The organism is Arthrobacter sp. TMP15 (assembly GCF_039529835.1).
Taxonomy (GTDB): domain Bacteria; phylum Actinomycetota; class Actinomycetes; order Actinomycetales; family Micrococcaceae; genus Specibacter.
Window position 1 is genome coordinate 3,278,621 of sequence record NZ_CP154262.1, and the last position, 17,270, is coordinate 3,295,890.

The 17,270-nt window shown below is 56.9% G+C and carries 18 protein-coding genes; 9 read left to right on the plus strand and 9 right to left on the minus strand.

Annotated elements, in window-relative coordinates; translation table 11 throughout:
* Positions 1 to 30: 30 nt before the first annotated feature.
* The 5 genes from secA2 to AAFM46_RS14805 form a co-directional block, all read right to left on the minus strand.
* Positions 31 to 2,403: an accessory Sec system translocase SecA2 gene (gene secA2 / locus AAFM46_RS14785; RefSeq protein WP_343318586.1), complete on the minus strand. Its 2,373-nt coding sequence runs from the start codon at positions 2,401 to 2,403 to the stop codon at positions 31 to 33.
* 116 nt (positions 2,404 to 2,519) lie between these two features.
* On the minus strand, positions 2,520 to 3,011 hold the full coding sequence (locus tag AAFM46_RS14790) for a nucleoside deaminase (protein ID WP_283529318.1): 492 nt from the start codon (positions 3,009 to 3,011) through the stop codon (positions 2,520 to 2,522).
* Positions 3,012 to 3,206: 195 nt separating this feature from the next.
* Positions 3,207 to 3,887 (minus strand): tyrosine-protein phosphatase, encoded by a 681-nt coding sequence (locus AAFM46_RS14795; RefSeq protein ID WP_343318588.1) that lies wholly within the window; start codon positions 3,885 to 3,887, stop codon positions 3,207 to 3,209.
* The gene (locus tag AAFM46_RS14800) at positions 3,884 to 4,492 is read right to left on the minus strand and encodes a GNAT family protein (RefSeq protein ID WP_343318589.1); all 609 of its coding nucleotides are present in this window, start codon (positions 4,490 to 4,492) and stop codon (positions 3,884 to 3,886) included. Before AAFM46_RS14800 ends, AAFM46_RS14795 begins: the two co-directional genes overlap by 4 nt.
* Before the next feature lie 132 nt (positions 4,493 to 4,624).
* Positions 4,625 to 6,055, minus strand: coding sequence for a choice-of-anchor A family protein (locus AAFM46_RS14805; RefSeq protein WP_343318590.1), 1,431 nt, complete (start codon positions 6,053 to 6,055; stop codon positions 4,625 to 4,627).
* A 359-nt stretch (positions 6,056 to 6,414) separates the two neighbouring features.
* Here AAFM46_RS14805 and AAFM46_RS14810 point away from each other — a divergent pair, with 359 nt between their 5' ends.
* The 3 genes from AAFM46_RS14810 to AAFM46_RS14820 all read left to right on the plus strand — a co-directional run bounded on the left by AAFM46_RS14810 (position 6,415) and on the right by AAFM46_RS14820 (position 9,488).
* Positions 6,415 to 7,368, plus strand: coding sequence for a 1,4-dihydroxy-2-naphthoyl-CoA synthase (locus AAFM46_RS14810; RefSeq protein ID WP_343318591.1), 954 nt, complete (start codon positions 6,415 to 6,417; stop codon positions 7,366 to 7,368).
* 12 nt (positions 7,369 to 7,380) lie between these two features.
* Entirely contained in the window at positions 7,381 to 8,523 is a 1,143-nt protein-coding gene (locus AAFM46_RS14815) for an AMP-binding protein (protein WP_343318593.1), read from the plus strand.
* Between the two features lie 86 nt (positions 8,524 to 8,609).
* Positions 8,610 to 9,488 (plus strand): 1,4-dihydroxy-2-naphthoate polyprenyltransferase, encoded by an 879-nt coding sequence (locus tag AAFM46_RS14820; RefSeq protein WP_343318595.1) that lies wholly within the window; start codon positions 8,610 to 8,612, stop codon positions 9,486 to 9,488.
* A gap of 9 nt (positions 9,489 to 9,497) precedes the next feature.
* Here AAFM46_RS14820 and AAFM46_RS14825 read toward each other — a convergent pair whose 3' ends face one another.
* Positions 9,498 to 9,884 carry a DUF4229 domain-containing protein gene (locus tag AAFM46_RS14825; RefSeq protein ID WP_283529304.1) on the minus strand — a complete coding sequence of 129 codons (387 nt, stop codon included), beginning with the start codon at positions 9,882 to 9,884 and terminating at the stop codon, positions 9,498 to 9,500.
* Positions 9,885 to 9,968: 84 nt separating this feature from the next.
* On the opposite strand from AAFM46_RS14825, the gene AAFM46_RS14830 reads away from it, so the two are divergent.
* The 6 genes from AAFM46_RS14830 to AAFM46_RS14855 all read left to right on the plus strand — a co-directional run bounded on the left by AAFM46_RS14830 (position 9,969) and on the right by AAFM46_RS14855 (position 13,313).
* The gene (locus tag AAFM46_RS14830; protein ID WP_283529302.1) at positions 9,969 to 10,394 is read left to right on the plus strand and encodes a PLDc N-terminal domain-containing protein; all 426 of its coding nucleotides are present in this window, start codon (positions 9,969 to 9,971) and stop codon (positions 10,392 to 10,394) included.
* 256 nt (positions 10,395 to 10,650) lie between these two features.
* Positions 10,651 to 10,833 carry a hypothetical protein gene (locus AAFM46_RS14835; protein WP_343318597.1) on the plus strand — a complete coding sequence of 61 codons (183 nt, stop codon included), beginning with the start codon at positions 10,651 to 10,653 and terminating at the stop codon, positions 10,831 to 10,833.
* 116 nt (positions 10,834 to 10,949) lie between these two features.
* On the plus strand, positions 10,950 to 11,327 hold the full coding sequence (locus AAFM46_RS14840; protein WP_283529296.1) for a hypothetical protein: 378 nt from the start codon (positions 10,950 to 10,952) through the stop codon (positions 11,325 to 11,327).
* Positions 11,261 to 11,659 carry a GntR family transcriptional regulator gene (locus AAFM46_RS14845; protein WP_343318598.1) on the plus strand — a complete coding sequence of 133 codons (399 nt, stop codon included), beginning with the start codon at positions 11,261 to 11,263 and terminating at the stop codon, positions 11,657 to 11,659. Before AAFM46_RS14840 ends, AAFM46_RS14845 begins: the two co-directional genes overlap by 67 nt.
* A 271-nt stretch (positions 11,660 to 11,930) precedes the next feature.
* A complete protein-coding gene (locus tag AAFM46_RS14850; protein WP_343318599.1) occupies positions 11,931 to 12,458 on the plus strand; it encodes a DUF427 domain-containing protein in 528 nt (175 codons plus the stop codon).
* Between the two features lie 273 nt (positions 12,459 to 12,731).
* Complete coding sequence (locus AAFM46_RS14855; protein ID WP_343318601.1) at positions 12,732 to 13,313, plus strand: recombinase family protein; 582 nt, start codon at positions 12,732 to 12,734, stop codon at positions 13,311 to 13,313.
* A 548-nt stretch (positions 13,314 to 13,861) separates the two neighbouring features.
* Here the strand turns inward: AAFM46_RS14855 and AAFM46_RS14860 are convergent.
* From AAFM46_RS14860 to AAFM46_RS14870, 3 genes are read right to left on the minus strand one after another with little or no spacing between them, the layout of a single operon-like run.
* Positions 13,862 to 14,788 (minus strand): acetamidase/formamidase family protein, encoded by a 927-nt coding sequence (locus AAFM46_RS14860; RefSeq protein ID WP_283527056.1) that lies wholly within the window; start codon positions 14,786 to 14,788, stop codon positions 13,862 to 13,864.
* Between the two features lie 3 nt (positions 14,789 to 14,791).
* Positions 14,792 to 16,228, minus strand: coding sequence for an APC family permease (locus AAFM46_RS14865; protein ID WP_283527058.1), 1,437 nt, complete (start codon positions 16,226 to 16,228; stop codon positions 14,792 to 14,794).
* Positions 16,229 to 16,283: 55 nt separating this feature from the next.
* On the minus strand, positions 16,284 to 17,195 hold the full coding sequence (locus AAFM46_RS14870; RefSeq protein WP_283527060.1) for a proline iminopeptidase-family hydrolase: 912 nt from the start codon (positions 17,193 to 17,195) through the stop codon (positions 16,284 to 16,286).
* Positions 17,196 to 17,270: the final 75 nt, after the last annotated feature.

A 17,270-nucleotide genomic window follows, 5' to 3' on the forward strand; every position in this document is an offset into this window, starting at 1 on the left:
GTCATGCGGGAAATCAAATGGTGTGGGAAACTATTTGCCCAGCTTTTTCAAAAGCCACTTCACAATCTGATCCGATTGCTTCCCAAACGGGTTCTCGTCCACAACGTACGTCCATGTGGTGGAGCCGCTGCGGATACCGGCAGCGGCAAGATCAACCCCATCGTTGGTAATTTCCAAGGCTGCCATAGTCTCCCGAGCATCGTGTTGGGCGCGGTCAAAGAAGCCATCAAAAGCAAAGATGGTCTCACGCCTGAACTCATCCAGCGGGTTTTGCCGGCCAAGGGCGCGCAGATGGATAGCAGCGCGCTGCTCCGATAACAGAGCCAGGTGATCGCTCCACTGGGCGTCAAGGTGAAATAAGAGCACCTGACGGCTTATATCAACGAGTTTGGCGTCCCCCAACGCGTCGCGAAGTTTGGCAAACTGACCCCCGCCAGCACCATCAACCAGTTCAAACGGCTCAACAGCAGCCACATCATCGTTGAGAACCTTATCCCGTTCGGCAAGGACCACCCGGCGTTGATAGGCGATGAGTTCGTTGTATTTCCAAGAGTTCTCTTGCGTGGTGAAACGTTCCTGCTCCGAGAGCCGCTGGGCCCGGTCAAGAAGTTTTGAGACACCCACTTGGGTGACCAAACCGTCGTCGTCCGCATGCTGTGCCACCGAACCACTTAGCTCCCGGCCGTGGGCTTCCTGCCCATTTGCGGCGGGGTCTTCCATGCTGGAAAAAATGACGCTGACACCGGGGTCTCCTTGCCGCCCAGCTCTGCCACGCAGCTGCGCATCAAGGCGCGATGAGTAAAAACGGCCCACAATCAGAACCAGGAGCCCACCCAATGCGGCCACCTCGTCATGCGCAGTTGCACTAGCGGCGGCGCCACCGAGGATAATATCGGTACCGCGGCCGGCCATCTGCGTGGACACCGTCAAAGCATCCCTGCGCCCGGCTTGAGCAATGATTTGCGCCTCTGCCGTGTCATTGCGGGCGTTGAGCACTTGGCAAGTGAGACCTAGGGCTCTGAGACTTTCAGCGAAACGTTCAGAAGTTGCCACATCGTGGGTGCCAATCAGCACTGGCTGACCGGTGGCGTGGGCCGCTGCGGCTGCGTCAATCACCGCGGCATCGCGCTGGGTCCCCGTAAGAAAGATCTGTTCCGGGCGATCGTCACGGATGCACGGTTTGTGCGCAGGGATTCGGCCGGTGTTCACGGTGTAATGTGTTCGCAGGTACTCCGCAACGGCCACGGCCGTACCGCTCATACCGGCGATGGTGGTGAAACTCTTGATCAGATCCCGCACCAGCAACTGATCCAGCACTTCACCCTGCTCGGTTTTGTGCAGCCCCTCCTTGGTTTCCACGGCGGCCTGTAATCCGTCTGGCCAGCGTTGCAAATGTGCCACCCGCCCGCGCGAATCGGAAACGATCTCAGCTCTGCCCTCGCGCACAATGTAGTCCACATCGCGTGTCAGCAGTACCTGTGCGTGCAAGGCAACATTGATGGAGGAAAACAGTGGTGTGCCGTCCGCTGAGTAAAGTTCAACCTCGGGCCACCTCGCCTGAGCTTGACGCAGGCCAGCGTCCGTGAGGGACACATTGCGTTTGTCCGCCTCCACCGTGTAATCGAGGGTTGGTCTGAGCGCGCGGACAAAGTCATCGACGTCCACACTTTCCAATTCGCCGCGCGCCCGGCCCGCCAAGACCAACGGAACTGTAGCTTCATCCACCAACACGGAATCGATCTCATCCACAATGCAGGCATGGAAAGGGGCCAACACTATTTCCGCTAACGTGGTGGCCGTGCGATCCCGCAGAACATCAAAGCCGAGTTCGTTAACGGAAACGTACACAATCTGCGATTCATACGCTTTCCTACGCAGATCAGTGGAGTCCTCCGCGGTAACGGAGGCCGCGCGCACGCCGAGGGCAAGAAAATAAGGGCCCATCCAGTGCGCGTCACGGCTGGCCAGATAATCATTGACCGTCAGTACGTGAACACGGTTCCCGCGCAGGGCATGCGCGCCAGCCACAAGCGCGCCCACCAAAGTTTTGCCTTCGCCGGTGTCCATCTCCACCACGGTGCCCCGCAACATATTGGCGGCTGCCAAAAGTTGAGTGTCAAAGGCCGTCATGCCAAGGGATTCTGCCGCAGCCACCTTGGCACACACCAAGTAGTCTTCCAGCTGTGAATCGGACCAGTCAGCGGCGCCGTGCCCGAAACTAGCGTGCCCGGAGGCGCCGGGCACTGAGGCGCGCCCTAACGCGTCAACCATTTCATCAACAGTTTTGCAATTTTCTCCTGCAGCCCGCAGCACTGCGCGTCTGACAAGCCCGTCAAGGCCTGCGGTGTCGGTGACACCGGGAGTGTTGAAGAGCCAGTTCTTGAATTTCGTGGGTCCGCGCAATGATCCTCTAGTCTCTTGGAAATGAACCTGCAGGTGATCTTTACGGTACTCGTGCGGGAAAGTTGGGAGCAACGGGAGTCCGTTTGTGAATTGCCAGCCAGGGGTAGTGGAGCGCTTTAGTACTCGATTCTTGTCTCCAAGGATGACCAGAGCTGGAACGGCTCCAGGTGGTTAAAGCCGGGGCTGGTGATGCGGTCAACGGGCATCAGCGTAGCTCGGTCGGCCGGCGCTTTCTCTAAAAACTCGTAAAACGCTGCATCATCAAACCCGGCATCCGCTGCATCGTGCCTGTCGGCGGCAAAGACAACCCGTGAGACTCTTGCCCAAAGCGCGGAGGCCAGGCACATGGGGCACGGCTCGCAGCTTGTGTAGAGGACTGCTCCGGATAGATCGAAGGTGCCTAGGGCGCGGCAGGCGTTGCGAATGGCCGTAACTTCGGCGTGTGCAGTGGGGTCGTTATCCGCTGTGACCCTGTTGAGGCCTTCAAACCGGGTGCCGTCCGCGGTAACGATCAAGGCCCCAAAAGGTCCGCCAGAATTGCGTACATTTTCTGCGGCGATATTCACTGCGACTTCGAGGTTTTCTGCTGCAAGGGTGGTGTTGTACATGGGTGCCTTTCTGAGGCTCCAGAGGAAACTGAGGGGTGAATCGCCCCGGTCATTTCCGACCACGGACAACGACCCCCAGCTTGAAATACGCTGGTCAATTGTTTGCGCCTGGTTGTTGACTACCCCATAAATCGGGGAGAGCCCGCCTTTGACAAGCCTAAAGCTAGCAAGGAAAAGTACTCACTGCCACTCGGATCAGCTTCGGCCAATGACGGCTTCGATCTCCGCGGCACTAACCCCATTTGAGCGCAGGAACGCCCACACGTCTATTCCAGCGGCAAATTCCGTCACAGCTTCCGCGCGGTCAGAGACTACTTGTGCCAGTTCATTTGCGGCCAAGTGCCGCTCGTAAGGGTGCTTCACGGGCGCCACCAAATGCCAAGCATTGATCCCGCGCGTGGCAAGTTCATCTTCCCGCGGCACCCGCTCAGCCTGGTCCAGCAGCGATAACAGCAACGTGGCGATCAACCCGGTTCTGTCCCGCCCGGCCGAACAGTGAATCACCACCTTGCCCTGTGCAGCCGCCAACTCTTTAAACACACCCGCCACGTGCCGCGGAAACATTGTCATTATCTCTGTGTACAGCCGGGGATGGTTCATGTAGGGAAGGAAAAATTCTTGGTACCGCGGATCTTCCGTGTCTTCCGTTGGTGAGTGTACGACGTCGAATCTTGCCAACGTTTGCGCGCTCACCTCCGGGTCGGTTGGCCTGCGTTTGCGCTCCGCTGGGTTCCTTAGGTCGATGACTGTGCGGACGCCGTCGTTATATAGTTGCTCCCAGCCGTGCTCGGTGAGCCATTCGCTGCGACCCATGCGGTAAATATCTCCTGCAAGCAGCCGCGCGTTGACGGCTCCTTCCCAGTGGGGCGCGCTCAACGGTTCTTCTCCAGACGGAAATCCAAACCACTGCGCACCTGCGGCCATTCGGTGGCAAGGATGGAAAACACCACGGTATCGCGCAGAGTGCCGTTGGCTAGGCGGCGGTGCGCCCGCAGGATTCCGTCTTGTTTGGCCCCTAACCGGGCAATGGCCTCGCTTGATTGCACATTCATCCAATGCGTATGGAACTCCACTACTTCACAGCCAAGTGTTTCAAACGCGTAAGCCAGCAGCAGCCTTTTGCTGTCAGGATTTGTTCCCGTTCCCTGCACACTGGCGGCGTTCCAGGTTGAGCCAATGGCCAGCCGAGGGACGTTCAGGTCAATGGCGTAGTAACTTGTCAGTCCAATAATCTTCCCGGGCGCGCCAGTGAGCGGATCATTAAGCCTGGTTGTGAATGACAGCTCGGTACCTGCATCTTGTGCTGCCAGTCGTTGCCGAATTTCCGTGGCCATCGCTTCGGGGCGGGGCACGGTGGTGTACCAGAGGTTCCACAATTCACCATCCGAGGCGGCAGCAACCAACCCGTCATGATGCGCCGCATCCAGCGGCTCAAGCGTGACATATTTTCCGTGCAGGGTTACAGGTACAAGTGCGCTCATGTGGAAAACACTAGCGGATGCCCCCACCACCGCCGTTTCTGCGCACGGTTGTCCGCAAACCGTACGCAACAGACCTTGCTGCGCGCGGTTGTCAGCAAACCGTGCGCAAAAGCAGTGCCGCCCGGCCCGGATTTAGTGTCTGCGACTGACAGTGGTCACAGTAAGTACGCCCAGCACCAGAAACAACAACGCAGCACCTCCGAAGATCAAAATACTGCTCGCTCTAACACCCGTATTCGCTAAAACTTCCGTGGTGTCTGCTTGGACGCTTACGCTCGTTGTAACTTCAGCTTCGAGCTTTGCGGGTGCTGACTGAGTGATTCCTAACGCCGCGACTGTGGTGGTTGCTGCAGTCGCAGCAGATGTCGTTACAGCAGGTGTCGTCGTGGCACCAGGAGCAGGCTTAGTGGCCGCGGCCGACGTTGTACTGGACGCCGCAGTAGTGGGCGCCGCTGACGTCACAGGGGCGGAGCCCTCGGGGACTTTACAGCCAAACGTCTTGTCGCCTGCCAGTGCATATCGGTGTAGCTCTGAGCCCGAGCCTCGATGCAACAGGTCTCCGGCCACCAGGATTCGTCCATTGGTGCCGGGTGCGGAAATATCTGTTGTCCCACCAGAGGTGGGCACTAGGATCAGCCCGGGAACCTGGGCAGAGCCGCCGATTCTGACATCCTTGGCTGCTTCGAAATTCCATACGATCCGTGAGGCTAAGTCAGCGAAGACCGAACTCCCGGTTGTCGAGATGGGCGAACCCGCACCGTCCAGCACCGCATTGAGAAACAGACCGGCGGACGGCCCGCCAATAACGTTAATAACAATCTGAGCACCGTCGGGAATATCCAGAAACTGCAGAGAAGCAGCTTTGCTCTCAGAGCCAAGGGTGTTCCCTTGGACTGTGAACGTCTGCACCGTCGAAGCGTTATCGCCTGTGAATGTGATGGCACCCCACGATTCGAAGGCGGCCGCACCTGTGTCCGCGCTGGCGGAGAAAGCGTTAGATCGCTGGGTCAGCAGTGCCGGGAACTCGGTGTAATCAGATACCGCTGTTGAATCCGATGCCGTGACGGTGGCGCCATTGACATCCAGCTTTCCCGTTGGAACCTTATTTTCGCCGCCGATGCGCACAGCCCCACCAATGAGCGAGCCAACGTCAATTGTGGTTCCGTTGCTGCCTAGATCTCCACCGACCAGCAACATGTCGGAGTTGGGTGTGGGCGGAACCAAGGCGCCAACTCCTACTACGCCAACGTTGTACCGACTCATATCTGCTTTTTCAAAGGAAGCATTGCCCATGACTACCATTTTGCCTTCAGCTTCCGCAGCTGTCTCTGCCACAGAAAAGTTGCCACCCACAAAAACGTTGGTGTTGTTGTCATAACCGGGAAAGACGCTTCCGTTGTTGATACCAGGAGGCGTATCGGGGCAGGCAAAAGAACCATCCGCATGGGCCATGGGTACCATGGCGAAGAACCCACTCACAGTCAGCGCAGCCGCCACGGTGCTTAGACCAAGGAGAACTAGCCGTCCGGGACGGGGAGTTGTGAGAGAAGCGGGGTGATTCATGGGATCTACTTTCAGTTGAAGCGACTGCGGCCTAAACGCAGTTGCATTGAAGCTCTACCTATCCAAAAGGACTAGATATCTTCATGAGCCTAACCAAATGAATAGCCGTCTTCTGCTTATGGGTAGACAGCTTGAAAGGACCGCCGCTTTAAGCAGAAAATCACTCAAAACAAATTCACCTCTATCCCTGGATTGCGGTGTTGACGGTCTCAGAGGAATGCGTAGAAGCGGCTCACTCACCGCAAGAGGCTCTAAATCAGGACGGCCCGCAACACGAAAACCCATCACCGTAACATTTCCTGCACCTGAGTCTTATTGCCCGCCGCCCACCTAGCGCCCGGCCAGCTAGAATCACAAGGGTGAGCGCTACGAATCTTCCCGAACAGGTATCAGAGATCTTCGACCCCACCCGGTGGCGTGTGGTGGAGGGCTTCGACTTCACCGACATGACCTACCACAGGCAGGTTGAACGCGACGGCGACGGCAGGATCGTGCGCGATCTGCCCACTGTGCGCATCGCCTTCAACCGTCCCGAGGTGCGCAATGCATTCCGCCCCGGGACAGTGGATGAGCTGTACAAAGCCATGGACCATGCCCGGATGACCCCGGATGTGGCCAGTGTGTTGCTCACCGGCAACGGCCCCTCCCCCAAAGACGGCGGCCATTCCTTCTGTTCCGGTGGGGACCAGCGCATCCGCGGCCGCGACGGCTACAAGTATGCCGAAGGGGAAACGAAGGAAACCATTGACCCGGCCCGCGCCGGACGTCTGCATATCCTGGAGGTTCAGCGCCTCATGCGCACCATGCCCAAGGTGGTCATTGCGGTTGTCAATGGTTGGGCAGCAGGCGGGGGACACTCCCTGCACGTTGTCTCTGACTTGACCATCGCGTCCCGCGAGCACGGCAAGTTCAAGCAGACAGACGCCACAGTGGGCTCGTTCGACGCCGGTTACGGCTCGGCATTGCTGGCCCGCCAGATTGGCCAAAAGAAGGCCCGCGAGATCTTCTTCCTGGCACGCGAATACTCAGCAGATGAGATGGTCAGCATGGGGGCGGTCAACGAGGCGGTTGCCCATAAGGATCTGGAAAACGTGGCACTGGAATACGCAGCGGACATTGCTCGCCAATCCCCACAGGCCCTGCGGATGCTGAAATTTGCGTTCAACTTAGCCGATGACGGCCTCGCCGGCCAGCAGGTTTTCGCTGGCGAAGCCACTCGTTTGGCCTATATGACCGACGAGGCTGTAGAAGGTAAGGAAGCGTTCCTGGAAAAACGCGACCCCGACTGGTCCTCCTTCCCGTACTACTTCTAAGCACAGGCACCCATGACCATTGAACCCTTGCTCAAAGCCCTCTCCGACGCATTGCACGGCGAAGGTCCCGCAGTGCAAATCGCCCCCGATGGCAGCTTCGCCCTGATTCCGCAAACCGAGCTGGGACTCCCGGCCGGCAGCGAAACCGACATTGCCGCCGTCGTCCTTACCTCAGGCAGCACAGGCACACCCAAGCGCACAATGCTCAGCGTTGAGGCGCTGGCGGCATCGAGTGTGGGCACGGCCATGGCGTTGCGCGGGGAAGGCCAATGGCTGCTGGCCCTGCCCACAAACTACGTGGCCGGGCTGCAAATTTTGGTGCGCAGCCTCTTCGCCGGGACCCGGCCCTGGGCCATGGATCTAAGCGGCGGCTTCACCTCCGAGGCATTCACGCAGGCCGCGCTGGAGCTTACCGACAAAACCCGTTTCACCTCGCTAGTCCCCACCCAGCTCACCCGCCTGTTGACCAACCCAAGTGCCGAAACACTCACCGTGTTGCGCCGCTTCAACGCCATCCTGCTGGGTGGTGGCCCCATCAACCCCGTGCTGCTGGAGGCCGCTCGCGGTGCCGGACTCAACGTCATCACCACCTACGGCATGAGCGAAAGTTGCGGCGGTTGCGTGTACGACGGCGTCCCGCTCGACGGCGTGCAGCTCGCCATCCGCGACGGCAAAGTGGTGCTGGGCGGCGAGGTTGTCGCGAGCGGCTACCTCGGCGATCCCCAGCTGACGGCCGCCTCATTCTTCACTGAAGAGCACGACGGCGAACTGGTGCGTTGGTATGCCACCGGCGATTTGGGCGAGCTGGATAGTGCGGGACGGCTTCGCGTGCTGGGCAGGGTTGACGATGTCATCATCACCGGCGGCTTGAAGGTTTCCGCCGGGGCTGTCACGGACGGCCTCCACCGGGTCCAGGGTGTGCGGGAGGCTTTTGTGGCACCCGTTCCATCTCAAGAATGGGGACAACAAGTGGCTGCAATGGTGGTTGCTTCCTGCACAGAAGAAGAGTTGTTGGCTGGCGCCGCGGAGATCATGGAAGCCCATCTGGTGCCTAAAACTGTGCTTTTCGTCTCCGAACTGCCGCTGCTAGCCAATGGCAAACCTGACAGGACGGCAATTTTGGCGGCCCTCACCGGTGCTGCGCAAAGCAGTTAGCCCGTATGAGAGGGCACAATTACAGTTGTGAACTCCCCTAGCGGGTTCGTGTTTATTTTTTCGTTTGCATAATAAGGAGCAACACTGTGGCCACTCTGGGTCAATGGATTTCCGGGGCACGTTTGAGGACCCTTCCCATGGCCGCGGCTCCCGTGATAATCGGTACTGCCGCGGCCTACGATCTGGGTGCTTTGCACTGGGACCGGGCAGTTCTGGCCGCTTTGGTGGCTCTGCTGCTACAGATTGGTGTGAACTACGCCAACGATTACTCTGATGGCATCCGCGGCACGGACGAGGTTAGGGTGGGCCCACTGCGCTTGGTTGGCAGTGGCGCGGCTAAACCGTCGCACGTGAAAATGGCTGCCTTCACCATGTTTGGGCTGGCCATGTTGGCCGGGTTGTTTCTGGTGCTTGCATCCCAAGCGTGGTGGCTGCTGCTAGTAGGCGTTGGCGCCGTATTTGCGGCATGGGGTTACACAGGCGGCAAAAGTCCCTACGGCTACATGGGGCTAGGTGATGTCTTTGTGTTTGTATTCTTTGGACCCGTAGCAACTTTAGGTACCACTTTCACCCAGGCCGGGTCCGTGAGTACGGCGGCAGTGTTAGGTTCCTTCTCAACGGGACTGATCGCCGTCGCACTTTTGATGGCTAACAATGTCCGGGATATTCCCACCGATACCGAGGTGGGCAAGCTAACTCTCGCCGTGCGGTTGGGGGATAAGAACGCGCGCCGGAGCTATGTGGTCATGATGGCGCTCTCGCTTGCCTTGATGATATTCGTAGCACCTGTAAAACCGTGGATTCTGCTGGTGCTGCTGCTTGTTCCGTTCATGCTGATGCCCTGCTGGCTCATGCTCAAGGGCAAGAAGCGTAAGTCGCTGATCCCGGTTCTGCAGCAGACGGGTCTGATCAACCTTGGGTTCAGCGTCCTCTTCGCTGCGGCTATGGTGCTGACAGAGCTGTAGCGGCGGACGTTAGGCTAGCTCGCCTTTCGTGGCATCAGCATTATTTACGTCAACATTGGCAGCATCGGGCTTGGCAGCATCAGCATTGGCTTCGCCAGGCTTGCGGTCGGCGTCAATCCAGATATCCGGGTTCTCATCGATCAGCGCGTCCTCTGCATCTGCGTCCGCCAGCGCGCCGGCCGACTGAGTGGTGGTGGCCTGCGGGGCAAATCTGTCAGCAACCACCGCTGTGGCACCATCACGTTGCTTGCGGAGGAATAAGAAGCTGACCAAAAATGCAGCGAGCGCCGCAATCAAGGCAGCAGTGAGCGGAGATAAATCTATCCATAAGTAGGCGATAAGGAAGAACGCCAGGAAGAGCACGCCGCGAATAAGGGAGTATTTGAAGAAAGCCACGAATCAAGTTTAGCCGCTGAAACTGAGTGTCTGCCCGGCAACTGTCCAAGAGGCTCAATTGGGCACTCAACGCTAGACTGAGGTATGCGCTATATTATTCCCACGGCTTTAGCTGTTGTCCTGTTTGTCTACGGACTCATTGACTGCCTTCGCAGTGAACCCAGCGACGTGCGAAGCATTCCGAAGTCTGCCTGGATCGTTGTCATTGTGCTGCTGAACGTTATTGGTGTTGCGTTGTGGTTCCTCTTCGGGCGGCCACAGTATGCTGCGGCGGCTCCTGGCTCCGCCCAGAGGTCTAATGGTTCTACTGGAAGCCAGCGTGGACCGTCCTTCCAAGGCAGTTCAGGACGCTCGGTTGCCCCGGATGACAACCCGGAATTTCTGCGTAATTTGGAAGTCAACCGGGCTCAGAAAAGTGAAGCCGAAAGGCTCCGCAAACTCAAAGCTGATCTTGATGCTCGTGAGGCTAAGCTTCGCGAAGAGCACCCCAACGACGACACCAAAAAGTAGCCTCTCTCGGTATTGGCGGCCTCACCTCGGAGGCTCATGCCGTGCTTTCAAACGACGGTGGTGGCTGCGAGTCGGTTGGCACCCAGGATGGCAATACCGGCCACTATCAGGACATCGTTTAGAACTTGGTTGCTGCTGAGGCAGTTCATAACTTATCCATCACTGGTGATGGACCCTGAATTCATTACCCGCGATTGCGCTGCAAGTAAGGAAAAGCCTCGGAGCCCATCATGTCAAGGCGGGCGGATTATCTGTCTTGGCGGACATTGTCTGGAAGCCCTCCACCACGGCCTCTGAGATCGTCCGCCGCACGCGCTCGATGGTTCTTAGCCAAGAGGACAAACCAGTCCAGGGAGTACTCGCGGCCAACACGGTCAAGATTTCCGCTGTCTCCCAGCTCGCCCCGAACGCCGCATGGAAGAAGCCTAAAGACAGCTAAGAATAGGCGCCGAAGCTGGGATCCAGTGCCTAAGCTGAGCACTTCACTGACACATTAATGTCTCAGTCAGATGACACAAGACGATGAAGGGCGGATGGTTCTACTCTGTTCCGTCCATGATCCTCACTGGCTTGCTGATCGCGGTTGCTATCCTCGCTTTGCTGTTCATCGCCAAGCCAGCTCTGGCACCGGATCGGGGACAGGACATCCGCGGGTGCATAGCGAGGAGCTGGAACCTCGTCATGGCAGGGACGGGTGCACTGCTGTTGCACCTGGGGCTTATCTTCAACTCGCTCGTAGCGACCTCTTCACTGCGAGCAGTGTTCACAACTTCCGCGGGTCCCATGACATCTTGGACCACACTCTCCGCCCTTGCACCCACGTTCAGCGGCACATCGATACTGTGCGCTGCACTGGGTGTAACACTATGGGTCATTCTCGTGTTGTCCGCCTTTCCAACCCGTCAGCGCGCGCCGATCGCGGTCCTGCCATGATGATCAAGCTGTCCGGGTCCGCGCCACCCAGGGATCAGATTCATGACCATATCCATGGACTGGTCGCCAGCGGCCTGCTCGCGGCGGATGAACGCCAGCCGTCAGTACGCCAACTCGCTAAAGACCTCGGAGTGGCCCCGGGCACAGTCGCAAAGGCCTACCGATCGCTGGAATCTGAAGGGTTTCTGCTCACTAGAACGGGTAGCGGAACTCGCATCAGCCTCACGGCCGTCACAATCACCAAACCCGCCCCAGAAACTACCCGCTATCTGGCCAAGTCACCACGAGACGAAACACCAGCGGCGCTAAAATCCCCCTACGAGTTAAAGTAGTGCACTGTTAACACGACCAATTGGTGGTCTATTTCCGCTACCTTGACTGGCGGCCAGGCTCACTGAGCAGCATCTGGACCCGGGAATCGCAATCACCCAAAGTACGTTCCAGTTTTTGTCACATTCGAAGAGTCCTTCTCCGCGCTTAGCGCGGCACTAAATCTGCCACCTGCGGGTCGGAGACTCTAGAGCCAGATGTTAAACAAGCCGGCAAGCCACGACTCAAAGATGTTGCTGTACCGGAACTGTGGATCTATGACAGGGTAAGCAAATGACTCCTGCTCACAGTAACTCAGGGTTCCCCCGTCGCCCCCAGCCCATCAAACCCTTGCCCGGCCAAGAATCGGTGTGGGACTACCCCCGGCCCCCAAAACTGGAGCAGCGATCGGAACGGGTTGTTGTCAGACTTGGTGGACAAATTATTGCCGATACCACCAAGGCAGCACGCGTCCTAGAGACCAGCCACCCGCCTGTCTATTACTTGCCTCTGGACGCATTTCCTGCCGGTGTCCTCATCCCGGTCAACGGCACCAGCTTCTGCGAATTCAAAGGGGTGGCGCATTACTTCGACGTCACCGCCGGGGGCGTCATTGCTGCCCGTGCCGGATGGACTTACCCGGATCCCAGCCAGGGCTTCGAAGCCCTGAGTACCCGGGTGGCGCTTTACCCCAGTCACATGGACTCTTGCGAAGTCGACGGCGTCCAAGTCAACTTCCAAGAGGGCGACTTCTACGGCGGTTGGATCACACCGCAGATCGTTGGACCATTCAAAGGAGGCCCTGGTACAACCGGGTGGTGAGCAGGGAAGCTGGCCGCTTACGGACCGTATGTGCCAACATCGTAGAGCTCGAGAAGAACGTTAATTATTAAGCACACCACTGCCCCTTCATCCAACCAAATGAACCTTTGATCAGACACTCATTAACCACTCCCGCGCGTCGGTAGACCAAAGTAAATTTCCAGGAAACACGCCAAAAGTGTCCGCCGTTTAGATTCTCAACAATGTGTCTCACCATGCTATTCTCAACATCGAAGGAAAGTGACCTTTAATGGGACGAATTGGAGGAGACTAGTGACGTGTCTTGGATATGCCCAGGTCAGCACCAACGACCAGGACACTGAACTGCAGATCCGGGAACTGGAAGCCGCTGGCTGTGAACGAATCTATCGTGACCATGGCGTCAGTGGGACCAAGGCCAGCCGCCCGGAGCTGGACAAGATGTTGGACCGCCTCAGCAAAGGCGATGAAGTCGTGGTCTGGAAGCTGGACCGCCTGGGAAGGAACACTCGCCACCTACTCGAGCTGCTCGATGACTTCAAAGCACGCGGTATCAAATTTCGTTCCCTGCGCGACGGCATCGCCACCGACCCTGACAGTGAGCTCGGCGGCGCAATGGCGCAGGCCATGATCACCATCATTTCCGCCTTTGCCCAGCTCGAACGTGATCAGCTCTCCGAACGCACCAAAGCTGGCATGGCCGTCGCTGCCTCCGACGGCCGCAAGGCAGGGCGGAAGCAAGTCACCGCCGACCATGCTGCTGTTAAACAAGCACACAAACTAAAAGACCAAGGCCTCAAACCGGCCGACATAGGCAAGATCATCGGCGCCAGCCGGGCGACCGTCTACCGCTACCTCACCATGGAACCCGGTTAACACCGGCTATGGCCCGACTTCAGGCTCGATTTACTCCGTCCTTTCGGCGGTTGTAGTTCGAACACAAATTATTAGCCGCCAAGACACCAACTTCGTGAGCGGGGTAGTTTAAAGCATTTGAAAATAGGTCAGGTGCCGTCTATCTTCTGAGTTTTGAGGTCCATGCTGACTGCAATTTTGGGGTAGGTCAAAGATCCAAGACAATTGGTTAATTTCTTACGAATCAGATCGGCAGCAGCGCAAAACTGTCAAACCCAGTATGAGGGCTCTCCTGCTACTGGCCCGCGATATAAATACAAAATTTTGGACCCGAGCACGAACGCACTTTGGCTGGTTCGTGCCCGGGTTCCAACACCAAAAATGGTGGGGAAACACTTCACAAAGGTGTTCCCCTGCACTACAAACCGCCTATCCAACCGGTCAAAGTTACAGAGGGCCGTATTCGTTAACACGGACCTGCGTATGTATGTATAAGCAGCAACACGTCTCGGTCTGTCATCTAAGCTGTGGGCGATTTTAGGGTTTAGGCGTGGTTGTCCCTCAGTGAGTTAATTCTTGAGAACGCTTTTTGGTAGGTGGTGTGTGGTGACGGCACCGATGGGTGTCATTGGATGTAGTGGGTCGGGGTCCGACGAACCGGTTGGGCCACCAAGTCGGGAGTGGGCAACTGCGCTCATTACTGCGTAGGCATCTCCTGCGTCCCAACTATGCTCGTGGGTCAAGAATTGGAACATGTCTTCATACCCTCGTTTGATGCTTTCCTGGACGGGCGCGCCAAGTCCAACGAAGATCCACTCTTCTTCTAGTTCTACTCGTGGCGCACGCAATGGCATGGATTTTACAAGATCCACCGAAACCACGGCTGTGCCTTCCGCTTCAATGGCTACGAAGGAAGACTCGCCTTCTGCCATGATGGCGTGAATGTCACCGATGGAGAGGTAGGCGCCTTCCACTGCAACGGGTAGGTAGACCGTGGCGCCTGGTCGGCATTCGGTCAGGTCCATGTTTCCGCCCTGTTCATAAGTAGGCATGATCGTAGAATTGTCTCCTTCCGCGGGTGCCGTACCGATACAACCGATCATTGGACGGGGCGTGAAAGTGTGCCGATCGGTGACATGAACACCTGCTGCATCAATAGGAACTCGCCGCGCGAATACGGTCTCCCCCATGCGATCCTGCAGAGCCCCTGATCCAGGAAGGCTTACTGACCATCCGCAATCAATTAGATTGATCTCGTGGATTGTTACCGCTAGCGCGTCTCCAGGCATTGCCCCTTCTACGTACACTGGACCTGTTACGGGATTGATGCCGACTGTGAGTTTGTCCATGTCCCCATGCTCGTGGAGCTGGCGGTACACTTCGTCGCTGGTTTCAAAACCGATCAGTTCCCCTGTTCCCGGTTTGATGTGCAGCGCCGGTGTTTCCGTCGCCGAAAACCCAAACTTTCCGTGGGATTTATCTAAAAACTGATCCATCGTCTAAAGCCCTCCCTTTTCGCCCATAGCGGGCATCTCCACCACTGCCGGGTCGCTTTCATCTGATATGTCTGTTTTGCGTCCAGTGACACGGTAGTAGGTAAACACCAAGGCACCCACAGCAAGCCAGACGATACCGCCAACCTTTGCCTCAACATTCGCATTCCACAAGACGTATCCGATGATCAAGAAACCAATGATCGGCACAACTAAGTGCATGAGAAAGTTCTTAGATTTCTTTTTTCCCATGAAGTACACAACTACTGAAACGTGCAGCATCATGAACCCGAAGAGAGCACCAAAATTGACCAGCGAGGAGATCAAGTCAAGTTGACCAACGAAAAACACTACTAAGACGGCCGATAGAACTGAAACCAGAACGATGGCATTTCTTGGTACTTGACGATGGTTCAACGTGTGGAGGAATCGGGGCAATTGCCCGTCACGACTCATGGAGTACAGCAAGCGTGATGTCGCAGCTTGCGCTGCCATCGCATTAGCAATACCCACTGCTAGGACGTTGACGACAAAGAAGGCGTTCATCCAGCCTGTGCTGGCGGCTGCTTGGACAATGGTGAAGAACGCATTGCCCTCGGTTTCCGGATCAAATGCGTCTAGTCCCCCAGCCAACGAGCTAGCAAGCCACGTCTGAATAATGAAAAGAATCGCCACGATGAACAATGCCATCACCATGGCCCGACCAGTAGCTTTGCGCCCGCCGGTTGCTTCTTCTGAAAGAGTGGCAATGCCATCGAAACCTAAGAAACTCAGAACGGCAATGGATAAAGCCGAGGCAATCAAAGGGCCGGTCACCATGCTGGCATCCCAGATTGGAGCCGTACTGAATACTGCACCCGGGATGGTCTCGTTGTTCAAAGCCTTCACCGCGATGATCACGAAAGCGACAACAAAGACTAGCTCCATCGCCAGGAACGCACGGTTGATGAGTTTCATGGAGCTGACGCCCATGAGGTTGATGCCCATGTTGATGGCGACAAAGATTAGCGCCCATAGCCATCGAGGTGAGTCAGGAAAAAGTCCCACCATTGACTCCGCGGCGAACACGTACAACAGTGTGGGCACCAGAAGGTAGTCAAGAAGGATAGCCCAGCCTGCGAAGAAGCCGGCGTTTGGATGAATCCCCCTGCCGACATATGAGAAGACGGAGCCCGCCAAGGGTATTGTTTTGGCCATCTGCTGGTAGGCCAACGCCGTAAAAATCATGGCGATCAGGCCAATAAGGTACACCAGTGGCACCATGCCCCCTGATGCGTTGTAAACGACACCAAAGATGGCCCAAGGCGCGATCGGCACCATGAATATCAGGCCGTAGATCAGTAGGTCAGTGGTGGAGAGCGAACGTTTGAGTTCTTGTTTGTAACCGTAAGCCTCAAGCTGTTGCTGGGGACTTAGCTCCGACGAGTCTTGGGATGTCGACATCAGTCAATGCTCACTTTCATTGCGAAAGATCGTGGATGGGATGGGCAATAGCTTTTTAGGCAGACGTTGCTTTGTCGTGTTCAGACAGGAAGTCACCAATCACAGCGCGGAAACCTTCCGGATCTTCAAGGTGGACGCAATGGCTGGTATCCGGGAAGACGTAGACACGTGAATCCTTGATCCGGTCGGCATAGGGTTGCCATGTTGCCGCGGTCGCCTCGTCGTGCTCTCCTGCGAACACTAGGGTTGGGACTTGGATATCAGCGAGCTGGTCGATGATGCTCCATCTACGCAGCGTGCCAATGACGTGGAACTCATTGGGCCCGTTCATGGTGTAATAAACCGTGGGGTCGGCTTCCATCTGCTTTTCGCTGTCCCTAAAATCTTGCGGCACTGGGTCAAGACGGCAAACGTGGCGACGATAGAATTCCTCTACAGCTGCGAGGTATTCAGGTTTTTGGGTAGTCCCGGCCTCTTCGTGCTGTATCAGTGTCTGTTGGACCTCTAGCGGTAGTTCAGATCGTAGGCCGCTGGCAGCCTGGGCCCACAGCTCCATTGATGCCGGGGAATTACAGATGGCCAGGCTTGTAAGCCCATCAGGTTGCCGAACAGCAATTTCGGCGCCCAACATCCCACCCCAGGACTGGCCAAGGAGATGGAATGAAGATATTTGCAACTCCTGAACCAAATTCACGAACTCGTCCACGAACAGTTGTGGTGTCCAGAAGTCAGTGGGTGCATCGGGCAGGTGCGTACTATTACCGCAGCCAAGTTGGTCGTAAAGTATTACCGTTCTTCCGGTCTCGGCAAGCTCGGCAATGGAACGAACGTAATCGTGCGCCATCCCCGGTCCCCCATGGAGGACAATCAACGGAAGAGCACCTTCAACAGGCACATCGGGGGTCGTGATCCGTACCCAAGTTTCGTAGCTTCTGAATGGAATCGTCCGGGTTGTAACCTGTGACATGAAGCATCCTTCGCCTATGTGATGTAGGCCATATTTGACCCATAGGAGATATCATGAACCATAAATGGTTCCATT